We start from the raw sequence: 22809 nt of genomic DNA on the forward strand, positions 1-22809 counted from the left end.
TTGAGGCGGAGTTTAACAAATAACAGAAAAAATATAACCAAAGAAAGGGTCAGTCTCTTGACTTTTTCATAATAGAATGATATAGTAATTTTTGATCGTTACTTTCTGAAAAGCGCAACCGATGGTTCAGGCGGGGGAGGGCGAAAAAATGACAAGACGGGTTGTTATTGGAATCATTCTGTCTGCCGCGATATTATCCGGAAGAGTTCTGCCGGCGTCGGCCGGGGAGGCGATTGTACCGGGGGATGTTTCCATCCGGGTGCAGTATCAGATCATGCCGTCCGGAAGCAGGGTTTGGAGAACCGTGAGTTCTTCCGTCCGGGGGGCGACCACCGAATCGATGATGGTCAATCAGCTTTCAGCGGGGAATCCGGGCAGCCGGATCCGCATTTTGTCGGCCTCGTGGGGCGAACCGGTCTCCTGTCTGGTTCGCTACCAGATGAAACAGGGAAATGGCCCCTGGACGACTGGAACCACCACTTTGAACAATGCCCTGACCGAGTCGATGGCGAGGAATCAGCTCCGGGCAAGATATCCGAAGGCGGAGATCCGAATTCTGAGTTTCACGCGCAAGAGATGATCGGGAAGAGGAAGGCGGATTTGCCGCTGTCCGGTGTGGAGTTGCAATTCCCGAGTCCGCCGGGACGGAGATTTCAGGCTCCGCGCAAGCGGGGAAGAATGTCGATTTGCATTTTCCTGCCCACATGCTATTGTTGTTACGAGAGGCGCGTGAAAGGCATGGATCGATGTCTTGGAAATGGAGGCTGAGTGGAGTGTGGGTAAGTTTCCTTTCGGATTGAGTATTGTTTTTGTATTGCCGTTGTGGTTCTATCTGGCAAACATTATTTTTTATTGGGAAGCCCCACCGGCGGGAGCCGGCCGGCATATCAGTGAATTGATCCAGGATGCCGTGGAGAAAAACTGGGGAATCCGGAAATTCTACAAAACCTTTTTATCGGAGCGACCTGATGATATTCCACGGGTTGAAAAACAGCCCGGGCGCAACCGGTATTTCCTGGTGCAGCTGGATTCGGCGTCCGGGAAAAAACAACGATTGGGGGAAGTTTCCTCTACTGATGAGCTGCGTATCAAGATAAACTTTTCCGAAATTTCCCCGGTCTGCCTTCAGGGCGTCCTGGAAGGGGGAAAACTGGAACACGTTTACGATGATATTGCAATTTATGTCGATCTGTTCAACTATCTCTTTTATGCACCGGGATTGACGGAAGAGAATCTTGTCGAAATCAACCCGAAATTGACATACCGTTCCCTCGGGGACGGCATCTGGCTGGGGCAGTACTCCGATTATATCAAGGCTGTATTCCGTTTGGAGTTGTCATATTTCATTTCCTATATCCTCTGGGCCGTCATGTGCGGAATTTCCATCTGGTTCCTGTGGTCCGACATCCACGGGTGGCTGAAGCGCCGGAAGTTGAAGCAAGTTTTGCTTGATGAGGAGAAGTTCGAGCATGAATTATAAAGATTCTTTTCCCTGGAGCGGTTGTATTTTGCTGGTACTTCCGTGGCTTTGTATTTTGTTTGGAGCTTTTATCGGTGTTACTTATCTGGATAAGGTATATGGATGGTGTATCAACGAGATTGTACAGGATACAGTGGAAAAAAACTGGGGAATCCGGAATTTTTATGAATCCTGTCTGGGTGAAGAAGACCACCGCGTTGATTTGACGATTGTTGATGCATCATCCAAACGGGAAATTCCATTTGCCCGTGTATGGATACATGGTCTGACGGTTTCTGCGGCATTATTGGCTCCCGCATCTCGCATCAATATTGTCAAGTTTCAGATCGAATCGCCGCCGGATACTTTAGAACAACGCTATGATGGATTGAATCGTCCAGTCAGAGCTCAATGGAAACTATTTAATTTTTCTGATCTAAAAGCAGCAACGTTTCGAATCTCGATAATATTTTATATTCTGGGGCCGGTTGTATTCTATTTTCTTATATTTATGTTTGGACTGCTGCCTTTGTGCAAGGGACCGCAGAGCAATCGTGTTGTGGCAGTCTATACTTTGTTTACCTTCGCGCTCTGGGGGGTGTTTTTATGGTTGCATTTTCCGCATCCGCGGAATTACTCCAGCTCTTATCTGGATACCTGGCATTTGATGCGGGAAAACGAACCGGTTCTGCGGCGCGTCCTGAATGAGCAGCCGGAGATCGCGCTTGTGGAACTGCCGTTCCTGAAAGCGCTGCCGATGGAAAACGGAGATGATCTGCTGAACAAGACTTTCTTTCCAGGAGAGGCGCAGGAGCGGAACATCCACAATGGAATCGGGTTTGTGAGCAAGAAGCCGTTTTTCCCGTACGATTACATCCGGGTCAACGTCGATCTGTTCAACTATCTCTTTTATGCACCGGAGTTGACGGAAGAGAATCTTGTCGAAATCAACCCGAAATTGACTTACCGCTCTCTCGGGGACGGCATCTGGCTGGGGCAGTACTCCGATTATATCAAGGCTGTATCCTATTTGCTGCTGGCCTATCTGATTTCGTTCATTCTGTGGGCCGTCATGTGTGGAATTTCCATCTGGTTCCTGTGGTCCGACATCCGCGGGTGGCTGAAGCGCCGGAAGTTGAAGCCGATTCCGGTAGAGGAAGAGAACGCGGTGAAATAAGTTTTTTCACTTGACATATTGTCGTTGCAGTAATAAATTTTCCGATCAAGACTGATAAATGAAATCTTCGGGACAAAATATGCCTGCTGCTATTCTTATCATGTTGTCGTTGTGGCTTTATCTGATTTTCTTTATCCATGGATGCAGCTGGGTTGATCGGATTACCGATTATGATGTTTCTGGAAAATGTATCAATGAGCTGGTTCAAGATGCAGTGGAACAAAACTGGGGAATTCGGAATTTTTATGAGACCTTTTCCCGGCAACCATTGAAAGATATTCCGTGGGTTGAAAGAGATTCAGGAGATGGACTCTTTTACCTGATGGTACAAAACCCCGTTTCAAAGCAAAAAGAACGGTTCGGGATGGTATCTCTGGAGAATTCAACTTTTTCAGTGTTTTTCGGGCCGGAGCTCACGGGAATACGGGAAGGGACGGCACAGATGTTAAGCCCGTTTTATGATCGGAAAGGACGACCTGTATCTTCTGACTGGAATGACCTGTTGCAATTATATTATTACCGCGATTATGAAGAAGACATGTTTTTTGGTTTTGCAATTAGATATTGTGTTATCCCTCCTGTTGCGGGCTGTTTATTTCTGTTTCTATCTTATATCGCTTCTGTATTTGGGGGAGAAAGATACAAAAGAACTCTTGTTGCAGGTTGTACGTTGATAACGTTTCTGCTCTGGGTGCCGTTCTTATGGTCGTATTTTCCGCATCCGCGGAATTACTCCAGCACTTATCAGGATACCTGGCATTTGATGCGGGAAAACGAACCGGTTCTGCGGCGTGTCCTGAATGAGCAGCCGGACATCGCACTTGTGGAACTGCCGTTCCTGAAAGCGCTGCCGATGGAAAACGGAGATGATCTGCTGAACAAGACTTTCTTTCCGGGAGAAGCGCAGGAGCGGAACATCCACAATGGGATCGGGTTTGTGAGCAAGAAGCCGTTTTTCCCGTATGATTACATCCGGGTCAACGTCGATCTGTTCAACTATCTCTTTTATGCACCGGGACTGACGGAAGAGAATCTTGTCGAAATCAACCCCAAATTGACTTACCGCTCTCTCGGGGACGGCATCTGGCTGGGGCAGTACGCCGATGATATCAAGGCTGTATCCTATTTGCTGCTGGCCTATCTGATTTCGTCCATTCTCTGGGCCGTCATGTGTGGAATTTCCATCTGGTTCCTGTGGTCCGACATCCGCGGATGGCTGAAGCGCCGGAAGTTGAAGCAGACTCCGGTAGAGGAAGAGAACGCGGTGCAATAAGTTTTTTTACTTGATATATTGTCGTTACAGTAATAAATTTTCCGATCAAGACTGATAAATGAAATCCTCGGGACAAAATATGCCTGCTGTTATCATGTTGTTATTGTGGCTTTATCTAATTTTCTTTAACCATGGATGCAGCTGGGTTGAGCGGAATATACATTATGATGTTTCTGGAAAATGTATCAATGAGCTGGTTCAAGATGCAGTGGAACAAAACTGGGGAATCCGGAATTTTTATGAGGCCTTTTCCCAGCAACCATTGAAAGATATTCCATGGGTTGAAAAAGATTCAAGAAATGGACTTTCTTACCTGATGCTGCAAAACTCTGTTTCAAAGCAGAGAGAACGGTTCGGGAGGGTTTCTCTGGATGATTCGACTTTCTCGATATTTTTCGGACCGCAACTCACCGGAGTACGGGAAGGAAAGGGGTGGGTATTAAGACCATGTTATGATTGGAAGGGGCGACCTATATCTTCTAACTGGAATGACCTGCTGCAATTATATTATTACCGCGATTATAAGGAAGCCATGTTTAGTTTGGCTGTTACATGTTGTGTTATCCCTCCTGTCGCAGGCTGTTTATTTCTATTTCTGTTTTATATCGTTTCTGCGTTTGTGGGGAAAAGATACAACAGAAGTTTTGTGGCAATCTACACATGGATAACCTTTGCTCTCTGGGTACCGTTCCTGTGGTCGTATTTTCCGCATCCGCGGAATTACTCCAGCTCTTATCAGGATACCTGGCATTTGATGCGGGAAAACGAACCGGTTCTGCGGCGTGTCTTGAACGAGCAGCCGGACATCGCACTTGTGGAACTGCCGTTCCTGAAAGCGCTGCCGATGGAGAATGGAGACGATCTGCTGAACAAGACTTTCTTTCCGGGAGAAGCGCAGGAGCGGAACATCCACAATAGAATCGGGTTTGTGAGCAAGAAGCCGTTTTTCCCGTACGATTACATCCGGGTCAACGTCGACCTGTTCAACTATCTCTTTTACGCGCCGGGGCTGACGGAAGAGAATCTTGTCGAAATCAACCCGAAATTGACTTACCGTTCTCTCGGGGAAGGCATCTGGCTGGGGCAGTACTCCGATTATATCAAGGCTGTATCCTATTTGCTGCTGGCCTATCTGATTTCGTCCATTCTCTGGGCCGTCGTGTGTGGAATTTCCATCTGGTTCCTGTGGTCCGACATCCGCGGGTGGCTGAAGCGCCGGAAGTTGAAGTCGCAGGAAAAACAAGAAGCGTCCATCTCCGAAAGCGAAGTGTGAAATGACGAGTTCCAGAAAAAGCAGAAGATCCGGAAAATCTGTGTGTTGGTGCAGAGAGCTCGTAATCGTTCTGTCGCTTGGATTTGTATTTTTGACGGCTGGAATGGTGGCGCTCTGGTATTTGACCCTTTCTCCGGTGCTTTTTCACTTCTCTTCCGGCCGATGGGTCGAGACGCCGGCGACGGTGATTTCCTGCGAACTGGCTTCCCGCCGAGATTCCGGCCGCGCCGCGTCCACGTTCCGGATCGCCATTTCCTACGAGTATCTTTATGACGGGAGAGCTTACGTGGGAGATCGTTATGATGCTTTTCAGTCTCGGCTCTTTTCGAACATCGACGTGGACGGAATGCAGGAGATTGTCCGGCGGCATCCGGTCGGAAGCCGCATCATATGCCGGGTGAACCCGGATGAACCGTCACAGGCACTGGTTGACCGCTCTCTTCCCGGTACCTACTACCTCTTCGCATGGTTTCCGCTGGCGGTTATCGCGGGAGGGGTGCTGGTCGTGATGATCGGCTTCCGGGAGTTTTCGGCCTGAGAGCAGACAAAAGTTAGGGGCTCACGCAACCCGTTTTTGCGCCCGGCAGAACAAGAGAGGGGTTCGGGGGAGAGAAAGCGGCTCGTAAGAGCGCGTCTCTCCCCGTACCGATCAACCATCAAACTCCTCATCGGCCGATCATCGTCCCGCAACAAAGTTTCCGCTCGGCAAGCGGCGAAGTGGAGCAAAAACGCGAATGGGTCTTTCCGCAGAAAAGCGGGAAGAGCCGTTCGCGTTTTTGCGGCTCTTTTCCCTCGCGCCGGCCGACCGCAGCCGAGTCCGACTCCGACCCGTTCGCGGCACCGGCACCTTGCCGGACGCAGGGGGGCGGGGGGCGGCGGACACGCCCCCCGCTGCCCACGACCTTGCGACGCTCGAAAAACAAAGGACACGCCCCCAGCCTCCCACGACCCGGCAGCGGTCAAGCTGATTCAGCCGCGTCCGATCCGGAAATTTCGGTGCAGAAACGTCTCCAGAAACCGCAGCGCGCGGGGGGCGTACTCCGGTTCTTCCGGTTCGTCCGGATACTCCCAGTTTCGGCTGCCGACGCCGGTTACGGATTCCGCGATCAGCCGTCTGCCGCCGGGCGGCGGACGCCGTGCGCGCCGTGCCAGATGCAATGCCTGTTCGAACAGTGCTTTGGATGCAAGAGGTTCGTCCGTGTCGACCTCCACGCAGTCTAGATAGAGTGCGATGTCCGCCTCGGCTTCGGCGAGGGCGCTCTGCCTGGTTTCTTCGCTGAACGCTTTCCACTCCTCCCTGGCGAGATGGCGGCGGAAATATTGATCGGAACGTTCCCGCAGTTCTGTCAAAGTCAGTTTCATATCGAATCTCCTGTGGAAGAAAAAAGGGGGGCGGATTCGAACCCGCCCCTGTAGAGTTCGTCAGCTGCGAAGCGCTGCGAGCGCATCGACGCTGCCTTTGAGATTTTTCACGCGGCAGAGACGCGCATTGGCGTTCTTGAAGAGGAAGGTCACTTCTCCGAGCGCCATGCGCTTGATGCCGTCAAATCCCTGCGGAGTCGCGTCCGAATCGGTGATTGCGCGTCCCTGCAGACTCGCAAGTCCGAACCCTGCGGGATCGACGATCCACGCGTCCGTGTCGGGCATGTCCGGATCTGCCATGACGGTCATGCCGCGGCCGTTGATTTCGTTTACGATCACCGCGACGTAGGCGCCGCGCCGGTCGTCGGAACGGACGATCTGGAGTTGATTTTTGTACTCGTTCGAGAGGACGCGCGCCTGTCCCGGCGAGCAGAGGATCAGCGAGGGATCGCCGCCCGCGCCGAGCACCGCCTGGGCCGCGTCGTTCACGGCCACGCTGTCGAATGCCGCTGCTGAAGCGTCGATGGCCAGTCCGTTCTCCCCGCAGCCGAAGAAGTAGAGGCCGCCCGCTTCGCCGCGGGTCGTGGCCGTCGCTTCGACCCGGCGGCCGAAGAGCGCGACGCGGTTCAGATCGCGGGCGAGTTCTCCGAGCGCGAAGGCGGTCTGCTTGTTGAGCTGGTTGTCGACCGTGCCGAAGACGTTGACTGCGAGCGCGCTGCCCGAGAGGATGATGTCCTTTCGGAAGATCTGCGTGCAGTTGTAGGCGGTCTGGCCGGTCAATCCGGTTTCGTCGCCTTCGCCGGAGCTGCTGCCCTCCCGGACCGGGGTCGAGACGATCGAGAGCACGTCGTTTGCAGCGGGCAGCTCGGTGTCGGAGCCGTTTGCGGCGACGAGCGTCAGCGTGAAGCCCGAATCGGTCAGAGTCGCGACCTGGAAGAGCGCGGAGTCGTCCTTCACGACCACGAGTGTGCCGACTCGGAGTTTCGCGAGGTCGGACGCCGAGGCCGAGAATGTCGTGCCGGAGAGATTCGTCACCGTCACGCTGCGTCCGGTGAGCTGGTCTTCAAGCCATTCGTGCTTCTGCTGCGTCGCATTTTCGGCGGGACCGAAGAGGCTGATGAACCGCGGTTCGTCCTTGATGACCGTCGAGAGCACGTCCGAGAGATCGCGTTTCTTGTTCTGGAAGCTGTAGCTGTACAACATGGTGAAAATCCTTTGGGTTTCTGGGTTATTCATGGATGGCGGGGGCTTCGGCGAGCAGCGAGGCGATGTCACCGCTGCCGCGTCCGCCGGCCGGAGGCCGGGGCGGGAGAGGCGGTACTTCGGGCACGCCCGGGGAGAGATTGATCCGGAAGAGCCGCGGTGCGCGTTCGCGCAGGTTCTTCATGAACGGATCGATCGACTCGGCCGATTCCGGGTCGATGTGATTCCGATTGCAGAGGTATTCGAGGTAATCCGCGTCAGAGAATCCCTGTTCCTGTGCGATCCGGTCGATCCGGCTGCGGAATCCGATCCGGGCGATCTCCTGTTTGGCGGCGTCCCGTTCGGCGCCGACGGTTTTGAGCGTTTCGCGCAGTTTCTCGAGTTCGGCGTCATATTTGCGCCGCAGCCGTTCGGGTTCGGAAAGAGCGGTTTGTTCGAGTTCCTCAAGGCGGGATTCGAGTTCACGGTTGCGTTTCTCGAGTTCGGCGGAGTTTTCATTTCCGGGGCGGAATTCGGCGAGTTGAGCCCGTTCCCCGGGGTTCAGCGCCTCTCCCGCCGCGGCCTTCCGGATGATCTCCATCAGCTCCATCGGCAAATCTCCTTTTTTTTGTGGATACCGGTTTTTCAGGCGCTGCCGGATGCGACCCGTGATCCGGCTCCATCGAACGCCTGCACAACCTCGGGTAATTTGTCAACTTTCCGCCTCGCAACCTGCTGTTTCGCGCTTTTCTTCCTTTGATTTTTCCTTTGGGGACAAGTCAGATTTTTTTGGAAAATAATTGTTTATTTTCGGAAAACTATTATTGTTTTTCTTTTTTTTTAATATTTTTTTCCGGTTTTCAGTTGACAACAGGAATAAATTCTGGTATAATTTATAGAGTTGAACAATGAAATGCGGGATGAAAAATGCCGAGAAAAAGCAAATCGGTCAACATTCAACTGGTGGCGGAGGAGGCGGGTGTTTCGCTCGCTTCCGTTTCACGGGTGCTGAACAATCACCCCGACGTAAGTGAAGCCCTGCGACGCCAGGTGCTGGCCGTGATGGAGAAGAACAATTTTACGCCGGACAAATCCGTGGAACGGCTGCTGCGGATCAGTGTGGTCGTGGGCGTGGGAGACATCACCGATTATGTGGCAACCATCCTGACCGGAATGGGTCTGGCGGCGAATACGGAGGGAATCGAGCTCTCCATTCAGCGGTGCAGCGGGCGACTGCCGCTGCTGCGGGCCTGCCGTCTCTGGCGCAGCAACGGAGTGGCGCTCATCAGCGGAACGGAGTGGCTCAGTGAAATTCCCGAAGTTGCGGATTCCGGAATTCCCTGCATGTTGATTGAAACTCCGCTCGAGCGGGAGAACGTCGGTTACCTCTGTCACGACTCCCGGCGGGCGATGCAGCAGATGCTCAACTATGTGCACTCTCTGGGGCATCGCCGGATCGCCTACCTCGAAGCGGATCCGCCCAACCGCAGTTATCAGAATCGCCTGGACGCTTACCGGGAGTTGATGGAGTCGATCGGGGAGTCTCCCGACGCATTCCGGATTCCGCCGTATCCGGTCGGCCACATCGATGGAATCGGGCGGGACAAGGAGGCCGGGTATCAGCAGACGATGCAGCTGCTTTCCAGTTATCCCGGCGTGACGGCCATCGTCTGTGCGAACGACGAGATCGCGTTCGGCTGCTACAAGGCATGTGCCGAAAAAGGGGTGCGCATTCCGGAAGATGTCTCCGTAGTCGGGTGCGACGACCAGTCGTTCGCCCGATTCCTGTCGCCGGGACTGACGACGATCCGGCTGCCGCTCACCTACATGGGGCGGCGTGCGATTCAGTGCCTCGGGGATTTTCTGCGCGGAAACCAAACTGCTCTCCCGAAAGAACATCTGCTTCGGGAACTGGTCATCCGGAATTCCGCGGCTCCCCCCTGCCAAACGAAAATAAACGGAGCAAACTGCTCCAGGATGAAACGAAAATAATGGAATACCGGCATCAGGAACGGTTGCAACTTGAAACAGTGGAGGGAAGAATTATGAAAGGACTTCAGCATCGAGATTCCAGGTTGACCAGAAGATCTTTTACATTGATCGAATTGCTGGTTGTGATTGCGATCATCGCGATTCTGGCAAGCATGTTGCTGCCGGCATTGAACCAGGCCAGGGAAAAGGCGAAAGAGAGCACCTGCATCAACAATCTCAAACAGGTCGGTCTTGCCGCCCAGATGTATGACAGTGATTACAAGGGGGGGATTCCGACCAGTATTCAGCTCCCGAACTGGGGTATGTATGTGAACTGGGGAGGAATCTGGGCGAACTTTTTCGCGGGAGGCGAGTGGAACGGCAAGGAACTTACGGAGGGAAAGACAACCGGATACGGCAATTACATCTCGTGGAATGTCGTCTCCTGTCCGAAAGCACCGCCGCATACGATCATCGGCCGGACAGTCTACGGCGGCATCGACTGGCCGTCGGACGGAGTCGGAGTACCGCAGAAAATTCTCGATTCGTTCGGAAAATTCGGGGAATATTTTCAAAACAACGGTCAGCTGGGGCAGTTCGTCTACTTCAATCGCATGAAACGCCCGGGAAGAACCCCGCTCTTTGCCGACGCCTACTTTCTCGAGGGCAGCACCGAAATGTACCACCGCTTCCGGACGCACAATTACTGGTCGTGGCAGATGGGTCTGTTCGGCGAGGTCCACAACGGGCGCGGCGGGTGCGTGTTTGCCGACGGCCATGCCGGACAAACGACTGGGCAGGAGTTGGCCGGATCTGAACTGAAGTTGACCAAATATCTGGATGTTAACGGTTTTCTGCGTTCTCTCTGAAGGCGCATTTCCATTTTCTAATGGATTCCCATAGAAGTGTTTTTACTAACCAAGAAAGGAGTTTTTCATGAGGAAACCGTTTCTGCTGTTTTCCGCAATGCTGCTGGCGGCGGGTCTGGCCGCGGCTGACAGGCAGCTTTTCAGCATCGCCCGGGGCGGCGCCGTTTTCGCCCCGTTCAACAAGACCGACAAGGTGAAAGTGACCGGCGACCGGCTCGCGCTTGAACTGCCGCCGAAAGGCGGTCGCTGGCAGGGGACGATCGTCACTCCGAAGAAAGGCGAAAAGTATTTCGACCTTTCCAAAGGCGCGGTTCTGGCTGTGGATGTCAGGAATAACAACAAATATCCGATGCACCTCCAAATGGAGATCGTCAACCTGAAAGAGGGGAAGGACTCGAACGCCTTCGCCCATATCGCCTATTCTTCGATCGCGCTGCTCCCCGGAGAAAAAGCGCCGCTGCGCGTCCGCTACGGCCGCGCCGTCAAAGAGAGTTCGGAGTGGGCTCCGGAGGGAATGCAGCGTCTCCCCGACGGTTTCGTCAAGGGCGATCACAAAATCGTGCCGGATCAGGTCGCCCAGCTCCGCATCTGGACGAGCAATCCCGACGCCGACAGGCCGATGCGCTTTGAACTCTCCAACTTCCGCGTGGAAGAACCGGTGAAACCGCTTCCCGAAGCATTGAAGAGCAAGGAGGCCTTCTATCCCTTCATCGACCGGTTCGGCCAGTACAAACATGCCGACTGGCCCGGCAAGGTGACCGATGTCGCCCAGCTCGGAGAGCGCAAGCTGGCGGAAGACCGCGAACTGGCCGCCCATCCCGCCATTCCCGGCCGGAACCGGTTCGGCGGCTGGTCGGACGGGCCGACTTTCGAGGAGAAGAAAGGCGGCTGGGGCACGGTCAAGTACAAGGGGAAATGGTTTCTGACCGACCCGGAGGGCAAACTCTTCTGGTCGCTCGGAATGAATACAACTCACGATAAAGCCGACAGTGTTACCGCGATCACATTTCGGGAAAATTACTTTGAGGAACTGCCGGAAAACAATGCGGAAAATGCGGATTTCTACACAAAACAAAGTTTTCCCCGCTTCGGCTTCTATAAAGGCAAGGGCGGTAACCAGGACACCAATATTCTGCAGTTCCACTTCTACTGTTACAATATGTTCCGCAAATACGGCAAGGAATATCACAAGGAATTCGTAACTCGTTCCCAGCGCCGTTTTTCCAGTTGGGGGTTCAATACCAATGGCAACTGGGTGCATCCGGATATTCTGAAGGCAGAGTTCCATCATCCCTACATCACCGCTGTGGAGTTCGCTAAATTTTACGATGTAATCGAAGGTTGCAGGCAAATCGGCTGGCAGAAGTTTCCGGATGTTTTCAATCCCGAGTTCGCCGCCGGAATCAAAGAGGCGTTGCAAACCAGACAGAAATACACCGTCGATGACCCCTTCTGTATCGGATACTTTGTCGACAACGAACTCTCATGGGGAAAAACTAATACTTTTCTCGCGGAAGGCGCGCTGCGTTCTCCTGCCTCCCAGCACGCAAAGGCCGCGTTGACGGAGTTCTGCCAAAATAAATATGCCGATATCGCCGGACTCAACAAAGTCTGGGGAACCGCTTATAAGAACTGGGAGGATTTCCGCGCCTCCACCGCCATGCCCGCCGAACCCGAAAAGGCGCGGGCGGATCTGGAGGAGTTCAACGACGTTATCGTCAACCGCTACTTCCGGACCTGCAAGGAGGTCATCAACCGCGAAGCCCCCGGCAAGCTCTACTTCGGCTGCCGCTTCAATGACCGCAATGAAAAAGTGATCGCCACTTCCGCGAAGTATCTCGACGGATGCTCGTTCAATCTCTACCACCCGGAGATCAGCGCCTGGCGTCTGCCGGCCGGAGTCGATATGCCGGTGATCGTCGGCGAATGGCACTACGGCACCGCCACCAACGGCCCGGCGCATCCGGGATTGCAGCCTGCCGCGAACCAGGCGGAGCGCGCCCGCGGCTTTGACCGCTATGTCCGCAGCGCCCTGTGGAATCCGCAGATCGCCGGGGTGCATTACTTCAAGTACACCGACCAGATGGCGACCGGGCGGCCGGCGGACGATGAGAACATCCAGTGCGGTTTTGTCGACGTGACCGACACACCATACCGCGAAATGGTCGATGCGGCCCGCAAGGTCAGCTCCGAAATGTACCAGTACCGCCTCTCGGAGGGGCCGGGAAAATAACAGGGGACAACACCGAAATGACCAGATGACTCTCTTCCGGGAGTCATCTTTTTTTATAGCGAAAGATCCGCCACGAGCGGCAGATGATCCGAGTAGAGCACCGGAACAACTTCAAAGCGGTCGACCCTGATCTGCGGAGAAACCAGAATGTAATCGAGCTGTTTCAGCGGTTTCCAGGCGGGGTAGGTCGCCGCGCCGGTCGAGTTTGCGTTTCGGAGTCCGAGTTCGGATTTGAGCTTTTCAAGTTCCGCTTCCCCTCCGAAGGTGTTGAAGTCTCCCGCTAGCACGATCGGGCGCTCCTTCGGCAGGAATTCATGCAGAAACGAGATCTGGCGCGCACGCGTATGACTCCTCAGCCCGAGATGCACGAGAAAGATCGTGATACCGTCGCATTCGCGTTCAAGGATCAGCTTTTTCGTGCCGCACGGAAAGTAGTGCTTTTTGACTTCCGCGCCGGTTCGCCCCAGCAGCGCATTGGTCTGACTGCGCAGATACGGAATGCGGCTGAGAATCGAATCCGGACCATATTTCGACCCGGCGTCCGCAAGCCCGTCGGTCACTTCCGAGAGCATCCTCGCCACGAACTCTGGATGGCTCATTCCGGCGGTGCGCCAGCTTCCGGAATCCGCTTCAACCAGCCCGACCACGTCCGGATTCAGATCGTTCACAAGTCCGGTGATTCCCCGGAAGGGAGCACGGCTCGTGCGCAGATAACGGTGGACGGTCAGCAGCCGCTTCGCCTCGCCGCCGGGACAGCCGGTGCCGTAGGCGATGTTGTAGACAAGCAGCCGCATGGCGGAATCACTTCTCCAGAACCCGCAGCGCGAAGTTCACGTTGCCGAACGGCGCGCTGACCTGAATGCCCTGAACCCGGTCGCGGATCGCCTCGATGCTTTCGCGGGCGATCTCGATTCCGGTGTCCCGCTGTTCGTCCCGGCTCTTGGCCGCGGCCATCCGCTGCATGATCGAATCCGGAACGATCACGCCCGGAACCTCGGTCTTCATGAATTCGGCATTGCGGTAGCTCGTGAGCGGCCAGATTCCGGCGATGAGCGGGGTCTTCAGGTGTTCGATGCGGTCGAGGAACGCGAAGAGCGCCTCGGGGGCGAAGACCGGCTGGGTGATGATGAAGTCCGCTCCCGCCTCGACTTTCGCGCAGAGGCGGCGATACTCCCGTTCGAGGTCGATCGCGCTCGGATCCGCGCCGACGCCGATGAGGGCGCGGGTCGGCGCGTTCAGCGGCTTGCCGCCGAGGTCGACGCCGCGATTCATGCGGGCCTGGATCTTCACGAGTCCGATGGAGTCGACGTCGAACACGCCGGAGCTGAACGGATAATCCCCGAGTTTCGGCGGGTCTCCCGTGATGAAGAGGATGTTGTGAATCCCCATCCCCGCGCATCCGAGCAGGTCGGCCTGAAGCCCGATCACGCTCTTGTCGCGGCAGCAGCAGTGCAGCACCGTTTCGATGCCGATCTGCTGCTGAATCGCGATCGCGGCGGCCATGGGCGAGATGCGCGCGGAGGCGCGCGGCCCGTCCGGCAGATTCACTGCGTCGACCCCCGCCTCAAAACATTTGCGCGCCCCCTCGACCGTTGCCGTGAGATCGAATCCGCGCGGCGGCGTGATCTCGACCGAGGTGACGAACTCTCCGGCTGCGAGTTTTGCTCCGAGTCGCGACCGTTCGGCGACGGGGACGGGTTCCGGGAGGTTTTCACCGACGGCCTCGATCTTCGGCAGCTCCTGCTTCTCCGCCCGCATGAGCGGCTTGATCGTGCGCGCGAGTTCGCGGATGTGATCGGGCGTGATGCCGCAGCAGCCGCCGATGGCGGCCGCGCCGAGGTTGGCGTACCGTTTCGCGTAAGTGCTGAAATATTCGGCGCTGGTCATATAGATCATGCGCCCGTCGACTCCGCGCGGCTGACCCGCGTTCGGCTGGACGACGATCGGCAGTTTCGTTTTCTTGACGAGCACTTCGAGTTCGGCGAGCGTCGTCTCCGGCCCGCCGCCGCAGTTGAGGCCGATCGCGGTCGGACGCGGACCCGGGAAGGTCGCGACGAGTTTTTCGAATTCGCTGATCCCTTCGCCGCAGTGGTTCTCGGCATGGCGGTCAACCGCGAAACTCAGCACATAGACCAGATCCGGAAACCGTTTGACCGCTTCGAGTGCGGCGGCCAGATCGATCGCGGTCCTCAGCGATTCAAAGATGATGAAGTCCGTCGCGGGGGCGAGGGTTTCGAGCTGTTCGGCGATGAGCGACGCGCGGCTGCGCGTGTCGGCAGGGGATTCCGGTTCCCCAATCGGTCCGACCGATCCGGCGACGAGCACCTCTCCCGTGCGGCCGGCCTCTTCGATCGCACGGCGCGCGAGTTCGGCGGACGCGAGGTTGATCGCGGCGGTCTGATCGGCCAGGCCGAATTTCCCGAGCCGGCGCGCGTTCGCATTGAAGGTATTTGTGGTCAGAACTTCGGCGCCGGCTTCGAGGTAGCGGCGGTGGATGTCGAGGATCACGTCCGGATTCGTAACCGAAAGCTGTTCAAACGAGGCGTTTACGAAAAAGTTCCGGCGGTAGATCTCGGTCCCGATCGCTCCATCGAAGATCACCAGCGACTCCGAGAGTTTGCGTTGCAGACAATTCATAAGGCTTTCACCGTGGCGTTGTATTTCCGATTCCCAATCAATTCAAGTCTTTAACATACTCCGGTTTCCGCGATTATTCAATGAAAATCTCCCGGTTTTTTCGGGAAATGGCTTGACTTTGCCGTGGAAATCAGGTATAATATATTCAAATTGGAAAATTAGTTGTTCATATTTGAACAAAAGAGGAGAGAATGGCGGGAGAAAATACGATTCCGGCGGTGGAGAAGGCTGTGGCGATCCTGAATCGTCTCGGAGAGAGCGCCGATGGGATGACGCAGGCGGAACTTGCGTCGTCCCTGGAGATTGCGCCGAGCAGCTGCTACCGGATATTGCAGACGCTGCTGGAGGCGGGGTGGATCCGCAAGACGGAGGGGACGCGCTACGATCTCTCGTTCGGTCTGCTCGGGACGGTGCGGAAACTGACCGATGGTGCGGCGCGTTTCCGCGCGATGCTGCCGGTGCTCGAAGAGCTTGCGCAGGCGACGGGGTTGTGCTGCAAACTCTCCGTGCGACAGGGGGAGTTTCAGATTCCGCTGCTGCGGGCGGAGTCGCCGCGGCCGATGGCGGTTTCCGGGCGGATCGGGGTGCGTTTCCCGGCGGCGGAGGGATCGGTCGGGGCGGCGCTGCTTTCGACGACTCCGGCGGCGGAGCGTGAAAAGCTCGCGCGCATCTGTGCCCGAGAGAGCGGTGTTGCGGAGTCTCCGGAGCTGCTGCGCGACGGCGTCGAGGCGATCCGGCGGGACGGCTACTGCTTCAACCGCGGCCGGAACCGCTGGCGGGTCGACGCGATGTCCGCGCCGATCCGGGATGAACAGGGCAGGGCGGTTGCAGCGCTTACTTTGCTCGGGTACGATGAGGATTTTTCGGAAGAACGGCTTCCGTCGGTTGCGCGGGAGCTTTTGAATAAGGCGGAACAATGCGGGCGGATCTACGCACGCGCATAAAAAGAAGGAAACACTCCGGCAATGGGAAAGATTGATCCATCGACACTGAAGATCACCGATATGCGATTCGCCGACATCGACGGCGCGCCGAAGCGGTGCACGCTTCTGAAACTCTACACGAATCAGGGGCTGATCGGCTACGGGGAGGTCCGTGACGCCTCAAGCCGCACCTACGCGGCGATGCTCAAGAGCCGGATTCTCGGGGAAAATCCGTGCAACATCGACCGGATCTTCCGGCGGATCAAACAGTTCGGCGGCCACTCCCGGCAGGCGGGCGGCGTATGCGGCATTGAAGTTGCGCTGTGGGATCTCGCGGGCAAGGCCTGGGGCGTGCCGGTCTGGCAGCTGCTCGGGGGAAAGTTCCGCGACCGGGTCCGGATCTACTGCGACACCGATTCCGAGGGCGGCGGCCGTGACATGGGCAAGGCGCTCCGGGAGCGCATGGCCCAGGGGTACACGTTCCTCAAGATGGATCTCGGGATCGAGCTGCTCATGGGAAGGGAAGGGTGCCTTTCCGCGCCGCTCGGATTTCTCGAAAAGATGCGGGAATACAAGAAGACGGTCTTTTCGACGCCGCACGGTTCGATCGATCCGCGCGCGATGCGCGGCGAGGCCTATGAGCTCTTCAACACCGCGCACGGCTTCACCGGAATCCATTTGACGGAGAAGGGTCTGGATTTTCTCGACGAATACATGGGGGAGGTCCGCGCCGAAATCGGGTATGAGATTTCGCTGGCGATCGACCACCTCGGGCACATCCCGGTGGAGGATTGCATCCGGCTTGCGAAACGGCTTGAAAAATACAATCTCGCGTGGATGGAGGACCCGGTTCCGTGGCAGCTCACCGGCCAGTATCAGCGGATGGCGGCCGCGACGACGGTCCCGCTCGGCACGGGTGAGGACATCTATCTCAAGGAGAATTTCCGGCCGCTGCTGGAGTCGGGCGCGCTCGCGATGATTCATCCCGACGTGCTGACCGCGGGCGGTATTCTCGAAACGCACAAGATCGGCGACCTCGCCGAGGAGTACGGCGTGCAGATGTCGATCCACATGGCCGAGAGCCCGATCGCGTGTCTTGCTGCGGTGCACGTCGCGGCCGCGACGCGGAATTTCATGGCGCTCGAGGTGCACTCGGTCGACGTCCCGTGGTGGGGGGATCTGATCGTGCCGCGCCTTGAGATCAAAGCCGGCGAGATCGCCGTCCCGGATGCGCCGGGGCTCGGCATCGAGGCGTTGAATGAGGAACTTATCGCGGAGAAGCTCCACGCCGACTTCCCGGTCGCATGGGCCTCCACGGAAGAGTGGGACAAAGAGTGGGCCAACGATCGGCAGTGGAGCTGAAAAAAGGGAGTTGAATTGAAATGTTCATCAAGGGGGTCAGTTTCGGGTTCATGGGGAAGAACGGTTACTACCGTTCCGAGGTCGGACAGCGGGAGGCCGACAACATCTGTGCGACCGGTGCGAAATGGGTCGCGCTGATCGTGACGGTCGCGCAGGAGCGGTACAGTTCCATGCGGATGTTTGCCGACTATGTCTACACTCCTTCCGACGTGGAACTCGCATCGATGGTGCGTAAATTCCACGCCGCCGGAGTCAAGGTCATGCTCAAGCCGATGATCGAGTGCCTCGACAGCGTCTGGCGCGGAAACATCCGCTTCCCAGAGAAGCAGATGATGATTCAGGGGATCTGCGTGGACTACTGGGCGGAGTGGTTCGGCCACTACGCCGACTGCATGGAGCACTACGGCCGCTTCTGCGAAGAGAACGGGGTGGAACTCTTCTGCATCGGCTGCGAACTGCTCGGGACGGAAGATCAGGAGGCGTTCTGGCCGGGCGTGATCGACCGGGTTCGCAAAGTCTACCGCGGGCCGGTGACCTACAACGCCGACCAGCTCTGGGCAAACCGGGAGAACTGCCACGACTGGTACTCGAAACTCGATCTGCTCGGAATCAGTTTCTACACCGGGACGGAGCGGCCGAATCCGACGCCTTCCGAGATTGCCGCCGATCTGAAGGAGGCGGTGGAGCGGACGGCGGCGGTTTCGCGCAAGCTGGGGATTCCGCTCTTCTTCGCCGAATGCGGAGCCCGGTCGGTCGTGGACGGTACGCGTCTGCCGTGGGCGTACACGAACAGCGGCGACTACGACGGCGCGGCGCAGGCGAACTATCTTGCCGGCGTGATCGAGGCGTTCTCCAGCTGCGACTGGTGGCGGGGGCTCATGTGGTGGAAATGGGATGAGCAGCAGAAGCGGCCGCATTACACACAGCCCGGCGGGGACACCGGATTCACGATCCACGGCAAACCGGCGGAGGAAGTGTTCCGGAAGTGGTGTGCCGAATCATGAAACTTGCGATGATGCTTCCGGCAAAGCCGGATCTCAAGTGGACGCTGGCGCGTCAGGTGGGCGTGGAATACGCCGTCACGAAAGCGGCCTCGGATCTCTCCGGGCTGCCGCCGCCGTGGGAGTTCGATTCGCTGCGCGAAACCGCGCGCCGTTTCGAGGAACAGGGGTTCCGCCTCTGCGCGCTCGAGGGGGACGAGTTCGACATGAGCCGGATCAAACTCGGGCTGCCGGGGCGCGATGAGGACATCGAACACTACCGGATGCTGCTGCGCAACATGGGGCGGCTCGGAATCGGGCTGCTCTGCTACAACTTCATGGCCGGAGTCGGCTGGTTCCGAACCCGCTTCGACCGACCGGAGCGCGGCGGCGCACTCACAAGCGAGTTCAACCGTGCGGAGCTCCCGCCGGAGCCGGAAGAACCGGTCGTGACGCATGAACAGATGTGGCGCAATTACGAATATTTTCTGCGTGCAGTGATCCCCGTCGCGGAGGAGGCGGGCGTGAAACTCGGGCTGCACCCCGATGATCCGCCCATTCCGCAGCTGTGCGGCTACAGCCGGATCTTCACGTCGGCCGACGCATACCGGCGCGCGCTCGCCCTTGTGGAGAGTCCGTGCCATGGCGTGACGTTCTGTCAGGCGACGTTCCGGGCGATGGGGGAGGACGTTTTCGCGCTGGCGCAGGAGTTCTGCCGGAAGAAGAAGCTGTTCTTCTTCCATTTTCGCGACATCGAAGGGAGTGCGGAGCACTTTCACGAGACGTTCCATGACAACGGACCGACCGACATGCCCGCGCTGCTTGCCCTGCTGCGCGCCAACGGGTTTGACGGTCTCGTCCGTCCCGACCATACGCCGACCCTCGCGGGCGAGCGCAACGACAATCCCGGCTACGAGATGCTCGGGAATCTCTTTGCCGTCGGCTACATTCGCGGAATACTTGACACCTTGAACCTCAAATAAAATAAGGATTGCAGTCATGACACACTACCAGGAGCCGCAGCTTTCCCGAGAGGAGATCGACGCAGCGTTTTCGGACGCCTACCGGGCACTCTGGAATGATGACGAACAGCGCCGGATCGACGCCGACATCGAGAAGAATCGCAAAGCCGACGGCGAGTTTCAGCTGCCTGCTTCCGCCGCCGGGCGTGAGGTCCGGGCCGAACAGCTCTCTCACGACTTCATCTTCGGCGCGCACATCTTCAACTTCGATCAGCTCGGCAGCGACGAGTGCAATGCGCGTTACAAGGAGCTTTACGGGACACTCTTCAACTCCGCGACGATCGCGTTTTACTGGAAAACGCTCGAACTGGAGGAGGGTCGTCCCCGTTTCCGCCCGGAATACCGCGATACGGCGGAGTTCTGGAACCGCTGCCCCGATCCGAAACACCAGCCGCACTGGCGGCGTCCGGCCGTCGATCCGGTCGTGGAGTTCTGTCTTTCGAAAGGGATTCGCCTGCACGGACATACGCTTGTCTGGGGGAACAACAGCTGGCAGATTCCGGACTGGCTCATCAACCGGATTCCGTTCGATTATTTGAAAAAGGCGAACCTTGAACACAATCCGAACAATCACACCCTGCTGAGTGAGGCTACTTCGTATGCGTTTGAAGGGATGACCGCCCGTGAAATGGAGCAGGCCCTTCCCGAGTACACGACGCTTCTGAACACGCTTATGGCGAAACGGATCATCGAGATCGCCATGCGTTACGGCGACAAAATCGACAGCTGGGACGTCGTCAACGAGAGCGCCACCGATTATGGCCGCGGCAACATGGTTCCCGGTTCGAAACTCTGCAAAAGCTGTTACGGTCCGATGCCGGGCGACTACACGTACCGCGGGTTCAAATTCGCCGAAGGCGTGTTCCCGGCGGAGGCGAAACTCAATATCAACGACTACAATCTCAGCGAAGACTACGTGAAGCAGGTCCGCAATTTGCGTGCGCGCGGCTGCAAGATCGACATCATGGGCGCGCAGATGCACCTCTTCGATCCGCAGATCTGTCAGGACATCGCCGACGGGAAGAGTCTCGTGCAGTCGCCGCGTGAAGTCCGCGAGACGATGGCGTGCATCTCCCGTGCGGGACTGCCGATCCATCTTTCGGAGATCACGATCACTTCTCCCGGCGGCGACCGTCGCGGCGAGATCGTGCAGGCCGGGATTGCGCGCAACCTTTACCGGCTCTGGTTCAGCCTCGAGTCGATGATGGGGATCACCTGGTGGAACGTCGTGGACGGCTGCGGGGCGCCGGGCGAACCGTCGGTCTCCGGACTCTTCACGCGGGAGATGGAGCCGAAACTCTCGTATTTCGCGCTCGAAAAGCTCATTCATCACGAGTGGCACACGGAGACGGTCTGCAGGGCCGACGCGGAAGGAATCGTCGCTTTCCGCGGTTTCCGCGGCAACTACCGCCTCAGCTGGACTGCCGCCGACGGCAGCGAGGAGTCGATGGTCTGCCATTTGAAATAACAGAAAAAAACAGGAGATTTCACCATGCCGTCCCTTCAGGACATGAGACAGAAAGCGAAAGAGGCCGGGCTCATGAAGCTCGACCGGCTGATCGCCACCCGCCAGCACATTCCGTCGAACGAGTTCCCGATTCCGGTCGCGGAGCTGTGCGAACGCTACGAAAAACTTTACACCGGCTGCATCAACGACGTGATGCGTGAACTGTGCCTGCTGAATCAGGCGCTGCCGTCGGACATCATGCCGTTGCGCGACGAGATGACCGTCTGCGGGGAGGCGTTCACCGTCAAGAGCGCGCCGAACGTGATGATCGAAGGCGAAATGACCTTCCGCGCCCAGATGCTCGACGAGATGAAGCCCGGCGGGCTCGTGGTCTGGGACACCTCCGAGGATACCGAGGCGTCGCTCTGGGGCGGCGTAATGACCGCCACGGCGATCTCGAAAGGAATCCGCGGAGCGGTGATCTCGGGCGGGATCCGCGATACGAAACAGATTCTTGAACAGAAGTTTCCGCTGTTTTACAAATACCGCACGAGCAACGGTTCGCTCGGCCGCTGCATGATCACGCACTATCAGGTTCCGGTGCGGATCGGCAAGGTGACGGTCCGTCCCGGCGACATCATCTTCGGCGACATCGACGGAGTGCTCTGCATTCCGCGCGAGATCGCCTACGAGGTGCTGCTGCGGGCCGAGGGCATCGAGCGCAATGAGGTCGACATCTTCTCCTGGGTTCATCAGGGAGACACGATTTCGGAAATCATCGAGAAGGGCGGGTATTTCTAATGGCCGGATCGATCGAAGCGATGTTCCGGCTCGACGGCCGCACCGCGCTCGTGACCGGTTCCTCGCGCGGAATCGGCCGCGAGATCGCGCGGACGCTCTCGCTCGCGGGGGCATCGGTGCTCGTGCATGGCAGCCGGGAGAGCGAAGCGCTCCGCGAGGCGGCGGAGGAGTGCGGCGCCGTTCCGGTCATCGGTGATCTCTCTTCTCCGGAAGGGGTCGAGTCGCTGATCGGAGCGTGCCGGGCGGCGGTTCCCTCCCTCGATATCCTCGTGCTGAACGCCTCGGTTCAGAAATATGTGGAGCTCGGAGAGTTTGACGAATCGGAGTTTCTGCGGGAATTTCAGGCGAACACGGCGGCGTCGTTCCGGCTCATCGAGGCGTTTTCGCCCGCGATGCGCGAACGTCGATGGGGACGGATCGTCACGGTCGGCAGTGTGAATCAGCTGCGGCCGTCGCCGCGCCTGACCCTGTACTCCGCGACGAAGTCGGCGCAGATGAGTCTGACGACAAACTTCGCCAAGACGCTCGCGCCGCACGGCGTGACGGTCAACTGTCTTGTTCCGGGCGTGATTCTGACCGACCGCAATACCGAGGCGCTGAAAGATCCCGTCTACCGGGAGAAAGTACGTTCCCAGGTCCCCTGCGGTTTTTTCGGAGAGACGCGTGACTGCGCCGGTGCGGCGTTGCTGCTGGCTTCCGAAGCGGGACGTTACATCACCGGAATCGAACTGCCGGTGACGGGCGGAATGCATTTGTGACTTTTTGTGCGGTCTGCTGTTTGATTCCGGATGAATTCGTGCTACATTGTAAGAAACGTAACATTCACTCATTCAGGGGC

General features: G+C 57.3%; 22 protein-coding genes. 17 read left to right on the plus strand and 5 right to left on the minus strand.

Annotation, left to right across the window (positions count from 1 at the left end; genetic code table 11):
• Nucleotides 1-148: 148 nt before the first annotated feature.
• The 7 genes from Q0K10_RS09820 to Q0K10_RS09850 all read left to right on the plus strand — a co-directional run bounded on the left by Q0K10_RS09820 (nt 149) and on the right by Q0K10_RS09850 (nt 6150).
• The gene (locus Q0K10_RS09820; RefSeq protein ID WP_294506450.1) at nt 149-580 is read left to right on the plus strand and encodes a hypothetical protein; all 432 of its coding nucleotides are present in this window, start codon (nt 149-151) and stop codon (nt 578-580) included.
• A gap of 195 nt (nt 581-775) precedes the next feature.
• Nucleotides 776-1480, plus strand: coding sequence for a hypothetical protein (locus Q0K10_RS09825; RefSeq protein WP_294506452.1), 705 nt, complete (start codon nt 776-778; stop codon nt 1478-1480).
• Complete coding sequence (locus tag Q0K10_RS09830; protein ID WP_294506455.1) at nt 1470-2636, plus strand: hypothetical protein; 1167 nt, start codon at nt 1470-1472, stop codon at nt 2634-2636. The genes Q0K10_RS09825 and Q0K10_RS09830 overlap by 11 nt, the downstream gene beginning before the upstream one ends.
• Before the next feature lie 58 nt (nt 2637-2694).
• Nucleotides 2695-3909: a hypothetical protein gene (locus tag Q0K10_RS09835; RefSeq protein WP_294506457.1), complete on the plus strand. Its 1215-nt coding sequence runs from the start codon at nt 2695-2697 to the stop codon at nt 3907-3909.
• A gap of 754 nt (nt 3910-4663) precedes the next feature.
• The gene (locus Q0K10_RS09840) at nt 4664-5182 is read left to right on the plus strand and encodes a hypothetical protein (protein ID WP_294506459.1); all 519 of its coding nucleotides are present in this window, start codon (nt 4664-4666) and stop codon (nt 5180-5182) included.
• 40 nt (nt 5183-5222) lie between these two features.
• Complete coding sequence (locus Q0K10_RS09845; RefSeq protein ID WP_294506461.1) at nt 5223-5720, plus strand: DUF3592 domain-containing protein; 498 nt, start codon at nt 5223-5225, stop codon at nt 5718-5720.
• A 196-nt stretch (nt 5721-5916) separates the two neighbouring features.
• Nucleotides 5917-6150 (plus strand): hypothetical protein, encoded by a 234-nt coding sequence (locus Q0K10_RS09850; protein ID WP_294506463.1) that lies wholly within the window; start codon nt 5917-5919, stop codon nt 6148-6150.
• A 1-nt stretch (nt 6151) separates the two neighbouring features.
• On the opposite strand, the gene Q0K10_RS09855 is transcribed toward Q0K10_RS09850, so the two are convergent.
• The 3 genes from Q0K10_RS09855 to Q0K10_RS09865 are packed head-to-tail and all read right to left on the minus strand — an operon-like array spanning nt 6152 to nt 8336.
• A complete protein-coding gene (locus tag Q0K10_RS09855) occupies nt 6152-6544 on the minus strand; it encodes a hypothetical protein (protein ID WP_294506465.1) in 393 nt (130 codons plus the stop codon).
• Nucleotides 6545-6604: 60 nt separating this feature from the next.
• The gene (locus tag Q0K10_RS09860) at nt 6605-7747 is read right to left on the minus strand and encodes a DUF5309 family protein (protein ID WP_294506467.1); all 1143 of its coding nucleotides are present in this window, start codon (nt 7745-7747) and stop codon (nt 6605-6607) included.
• A gap of 25 nt (nt 7748-7772) precedes the next feature.
• On the minus strand, nt 7773-8336 hold the full coding sequence (locus Q0K10_RS09865) for a hypothetical protein (protein ID WP_294506469.1): 564 nt from the start codon (nt 8334-8336) through the stop codon (nt 7773-7775).
• 317 nt (nt 8337-8653) lie between these two features.
• Here Q0K10_RS09865 and Q0K10_RS09870 point away from each other — a divergent pair, with 317 nt between their 5' ends.
• From Q0K10_RS09870 to Q0K10_RS09880, 3 genes are all read left to right on the plus strand, one after another.
• A complete protein-coding gene (locus Q0K10_RS09870) occupies nt 8654-9718 on the plus strand; it encodes a LacI family DNA-binding transcriptional regulator (RefSeq protein ID WP_294506471.1) in 1065 nt (354 codons plus the stop codon).
• 53 nt (nt 9719-9771) lie between these two features.
• Nucleotides 9772-10566: a type II secretion system protein gene (locus Q0K10_RS09875; protein ID WP_294506473.1), complete on the plus strand. Its 795-nt coding sequence runs from the start codon at nt 9772-9774 to the stop codon at nt 10564-10566.
• Between the two features lie 67 nt (nt 10567-10633).
• A complete protein-coding gene (locus tag Q0K10_RS09880) occupies nt 10634-12799 on the plus strand; it encodes a beta-galactosidase (protein WP_294506475.1) in 2166 nt (721 codons plus the stop codon).
• Nucleotides 12800-12852: 53 nt separating this feature from the next.
• Here Q0K10_RS09880 and Q0K10_RS09885 read toward each other — a convergent pair whose 3' ends face one another.
• Together Q0K10_RS09885 and Q0K10_RS09890 are read right to left on the minus strand one after the other, a co-directional pair.
• Complete coding sequence (locus tag Q0K10_RS09885) at nt 12853-13593, minus strand: endonuclease/exonuclease/phosphatase family protein (RefSeq protein ID WP_294506477.1); 741 nt, start codon at nt 13591-13593, stop codon at nt 12853-12855.
• Between the two features lie 7 nt (nt 13594-13600).
• On the minus strand, nt 13601-15436 hold the full coding sequence (locus Q0K10_RS09890) for a bifunctional homocysteine S-methyltransferase/methylenetetrahydrofolate reductase (RefSeq protein ID WP_294506480.1): 1836 nt from the start codon (nt 15434-15436) through the stop codon (nt 13601-13603).
• Nucleotides 15437-15627: 191 nt separating this feature from the next.
• Between Q0K10_RS09890 and Q0K10_RS09895 the strand changes: the two genes are divergently transcribed.
• The 7 genes from Q0K10_RS09895 to Q0K10_RS09925 are packed head-to-tail and all read left to right on the plus strand — an operon-like array spanning nt 15628 to nt 22729.
• Nucleotides 15628-16380 (plus strand): IclR family transcriptional regulator, encoded by a 753-nt coding sequence (locus Q0K10_RS09895; protein ID WP_294506482.1) that lies wholly within the window; start codon nt 15628-15630, stop codon nt 16378-16380.
• Nucleotides 16381-16401: 21 nt separating this feature from the next.
• On the plus strand, nt 16402-17721 hold the full coding sequence (locus Q0K10_RS09900; protein ID WP_294506484.1) for a mandelate racemase/muconate lactonizing enzyme family protein: 1320 nt from the start codon (nt 16402-16404) through the stop codon (nt 17719-17721).
• 20 nt (nt 17722-17741) lie between these two features.
• On the plus strand, nt 17742-18725 hold the full coding sequence (locus tag Q0K10_RS09905) for a hypothetical protein (protein ID WP_294506486.1): 984 nt from the start codon (nt 17742-17744) through the stop codon (nt 18723-18725).
• Nucleotides 18722-19684 carry a mannonate dehydratase gene (locus Q0K10_RS09910; RefSeq protein WP_294506489.1) on the plus strand — a complete coding sequence of 321 codons (963 nt, stop codon included), beginning with the start codon at nt 18722-18724 and terminating at the stop codon, nt 19682-19684. Before Q0K10_RS09905 ends, Q0K10_RS09910 begins: the two co-directional genes overlap by 4 nt.
• A gap of 16 nt (nt 19685-19700) precedes the next feature.
• The gene (locus Q0K10_RS09915; protein WP_294506491.1) at nt 19701-21191 is read left to right on the plus strand and encodes an endo-1,4-beta-xylanase; all 1491 of its coding nucleotides are present in this window, start codon (nt 19701-19703) and stop codon (nt 21189-21191) included.
• A gap of 24 nt (nt 21192-21215) precedes the next feature.
• Entirely contained in the window at nt 21216-21971 is a 756-nt protein-coding gene (locus Q0K10_RS09920; RefSeq protein ID WP_294506493.1) for an RraA family protein, read from the plus strand.
• Complete coding sequence (locus Q0K10_RS09925) at nt 21971-22729, plus strand: SDR family NAD(P)-dependent oxidoreductase (RefSeq protein WP_294506495.1); 759 nt, start codon at nt 21971-21973, stop codon at nt 22727-22729. The genes Q0K10_RS09920 and Q0K10_RS09925 overlap by 1 nt, the downstream gene beginning before the upstream one ends.
• Nucleotides 22730-22809: the final 80 nt, after the last annotated feature.

The organism is uncultured Victivallis sp., from assembly GCF_944391105.1.
Lineage (GTDB): Bacteria > Verrucomicrobiota > Lentisphaeria > Victivallales > Victivallaceae > Victivallis.

Coding starts and splice junctions, on each gene's coding strand:
- Q0K10_RS09860 (WP_294506467.1), bottom strand. CDS start 7,747: ATGTTGTACAGCTACAGCTTCCAGAACAAGAAACGCGATCTCTCGGAC.
- Q0K10_RS09870 (WP_294506471.1), top strand. CDS start 8,654: ATGCCGAGAAAAAGCAAATCGGTCAACATTCAACTGGTGGCGGAGGAG.
- Q0K10_RS09910 (WP_294506489.1), top strand. CDS start 18,722: ATGAAACTTGCGATGATGCTTCCGGCAAAGCCGGATCTCAAGTGGACG.
- Q0K10_RS09895 (WP_294506482.1), top strand. CDS start 15,628: ATGGCGGGAGAAAATACGATTCCGGCGGTGGAGAAGGCTGTGGCGATC.
- Q0K10_RS09890 (WP_294506480.1), bottom strand. CDS start 15,436: ATGAATTGTCTGCAACGCAAACTCTCGGAGTCGCTGGTGATCTTCGAT.
- Q0K10_RS09830 (WP_294506455.1), top strand. CDS start 1,470: ATGAATTATAAAGATTCTTTTCCCTGGAGCGGTTGTATTTTGCTGGTA.
- Q0K10_RS09900 (WP_294506484.1), top strand. CDS start 16,402: ATGGGAAAGATTGATCCATCGACACTGAAGATCACCGATATGCGATTC.
- Q0K10_RS09865 (WP_294506469.1), bottom strand. CDS start 8,336: ATGGAGCTGATGGAGATCATCCGGAAGGCCGCGGCGGGAGAGGCGCTG.
- Q0K10_RS09820 (WP_294506450.1), top strand. CDS start 149: ATGACAAGACGGGTTGTTATTGGAATCATTCTGTCTGCCGCGATATTA.
- Q0K10_RS09835 (WP_294506457.1), top strand. CDS start 2,695: ATGAAATCTTCGGGACAAAATATGCCTGCTGCTATTCTTATCATGTTG.
- Q0K10_RS09840 (WP_294506459.1), top strand. CDS start 4,664: ATGCGGGAAAACGAACCGGTTCTGCGGCGTGTCTTGAACGAGCAGCCG.
- Q0K10_RS09880 (WP_294506475.1), top strand. CDS start 10,634: ATGAGGAAACCGTTTCTGCTGTTTTCCGCAATGCTGCTGGCGGCGGGT.
- Q0K10_RS09915 (WP_294506491.1), top strand. CDS start 19,701: ATGACACACTACCAGGAGCCGCAGCTTTCCCGAGAGGAGATCGACGCA.
- Q0K10_RS09925 (WP_294506495.1), top strand. CDS start 21,971: ATGGCCGGATCGATCGAAGCGATGTTCCGGCTCGACGGCCGCACCGCG.
- Q0K10_RS09905 (WP_294506486.1), top strand. CDS start 17,742: ATGTTCATCAAGGGGGTCAGTTTCGGGTTCATGGGGAAGAACGGTTAC.
- Q0K10_RS09855 (WP_294506465.1), bottom strand. CDS start 6,544: ATGAAACTGACTTTGACAGAACTGCGGGAACGTTCCGATCAATATTTC.
- Q0K10_RS09885 (WP_294506477.1), bottom strand. CDS start 13,593: ATGCGGCTGCTTGTCTACAACATCGCCTACGGCACCGGCTGTCCCGGC.
- Q0K10_RS09850 (WP_294506463.1), top strand. CDS start 5,917: ATGGGTCTTTCCGCAGAAAAGCGGGAAGAGCCGTTCGCGTTTTTGCGG.
- Q0K10_RS09875 (WP_294506473.1), top strand. CDS start 9,772: ATGAAAGGACTTCAGCATCGAGATTCCAGGTTGACCAGAAGATCTTTT.
- Q0K10_RS09920 (WP_294506493.1), top strand. CDS start 21,216: ATGCCGTCCCTTCAGGACATGAGACAGAAAGCGAAAGAGGCCGGGCTC.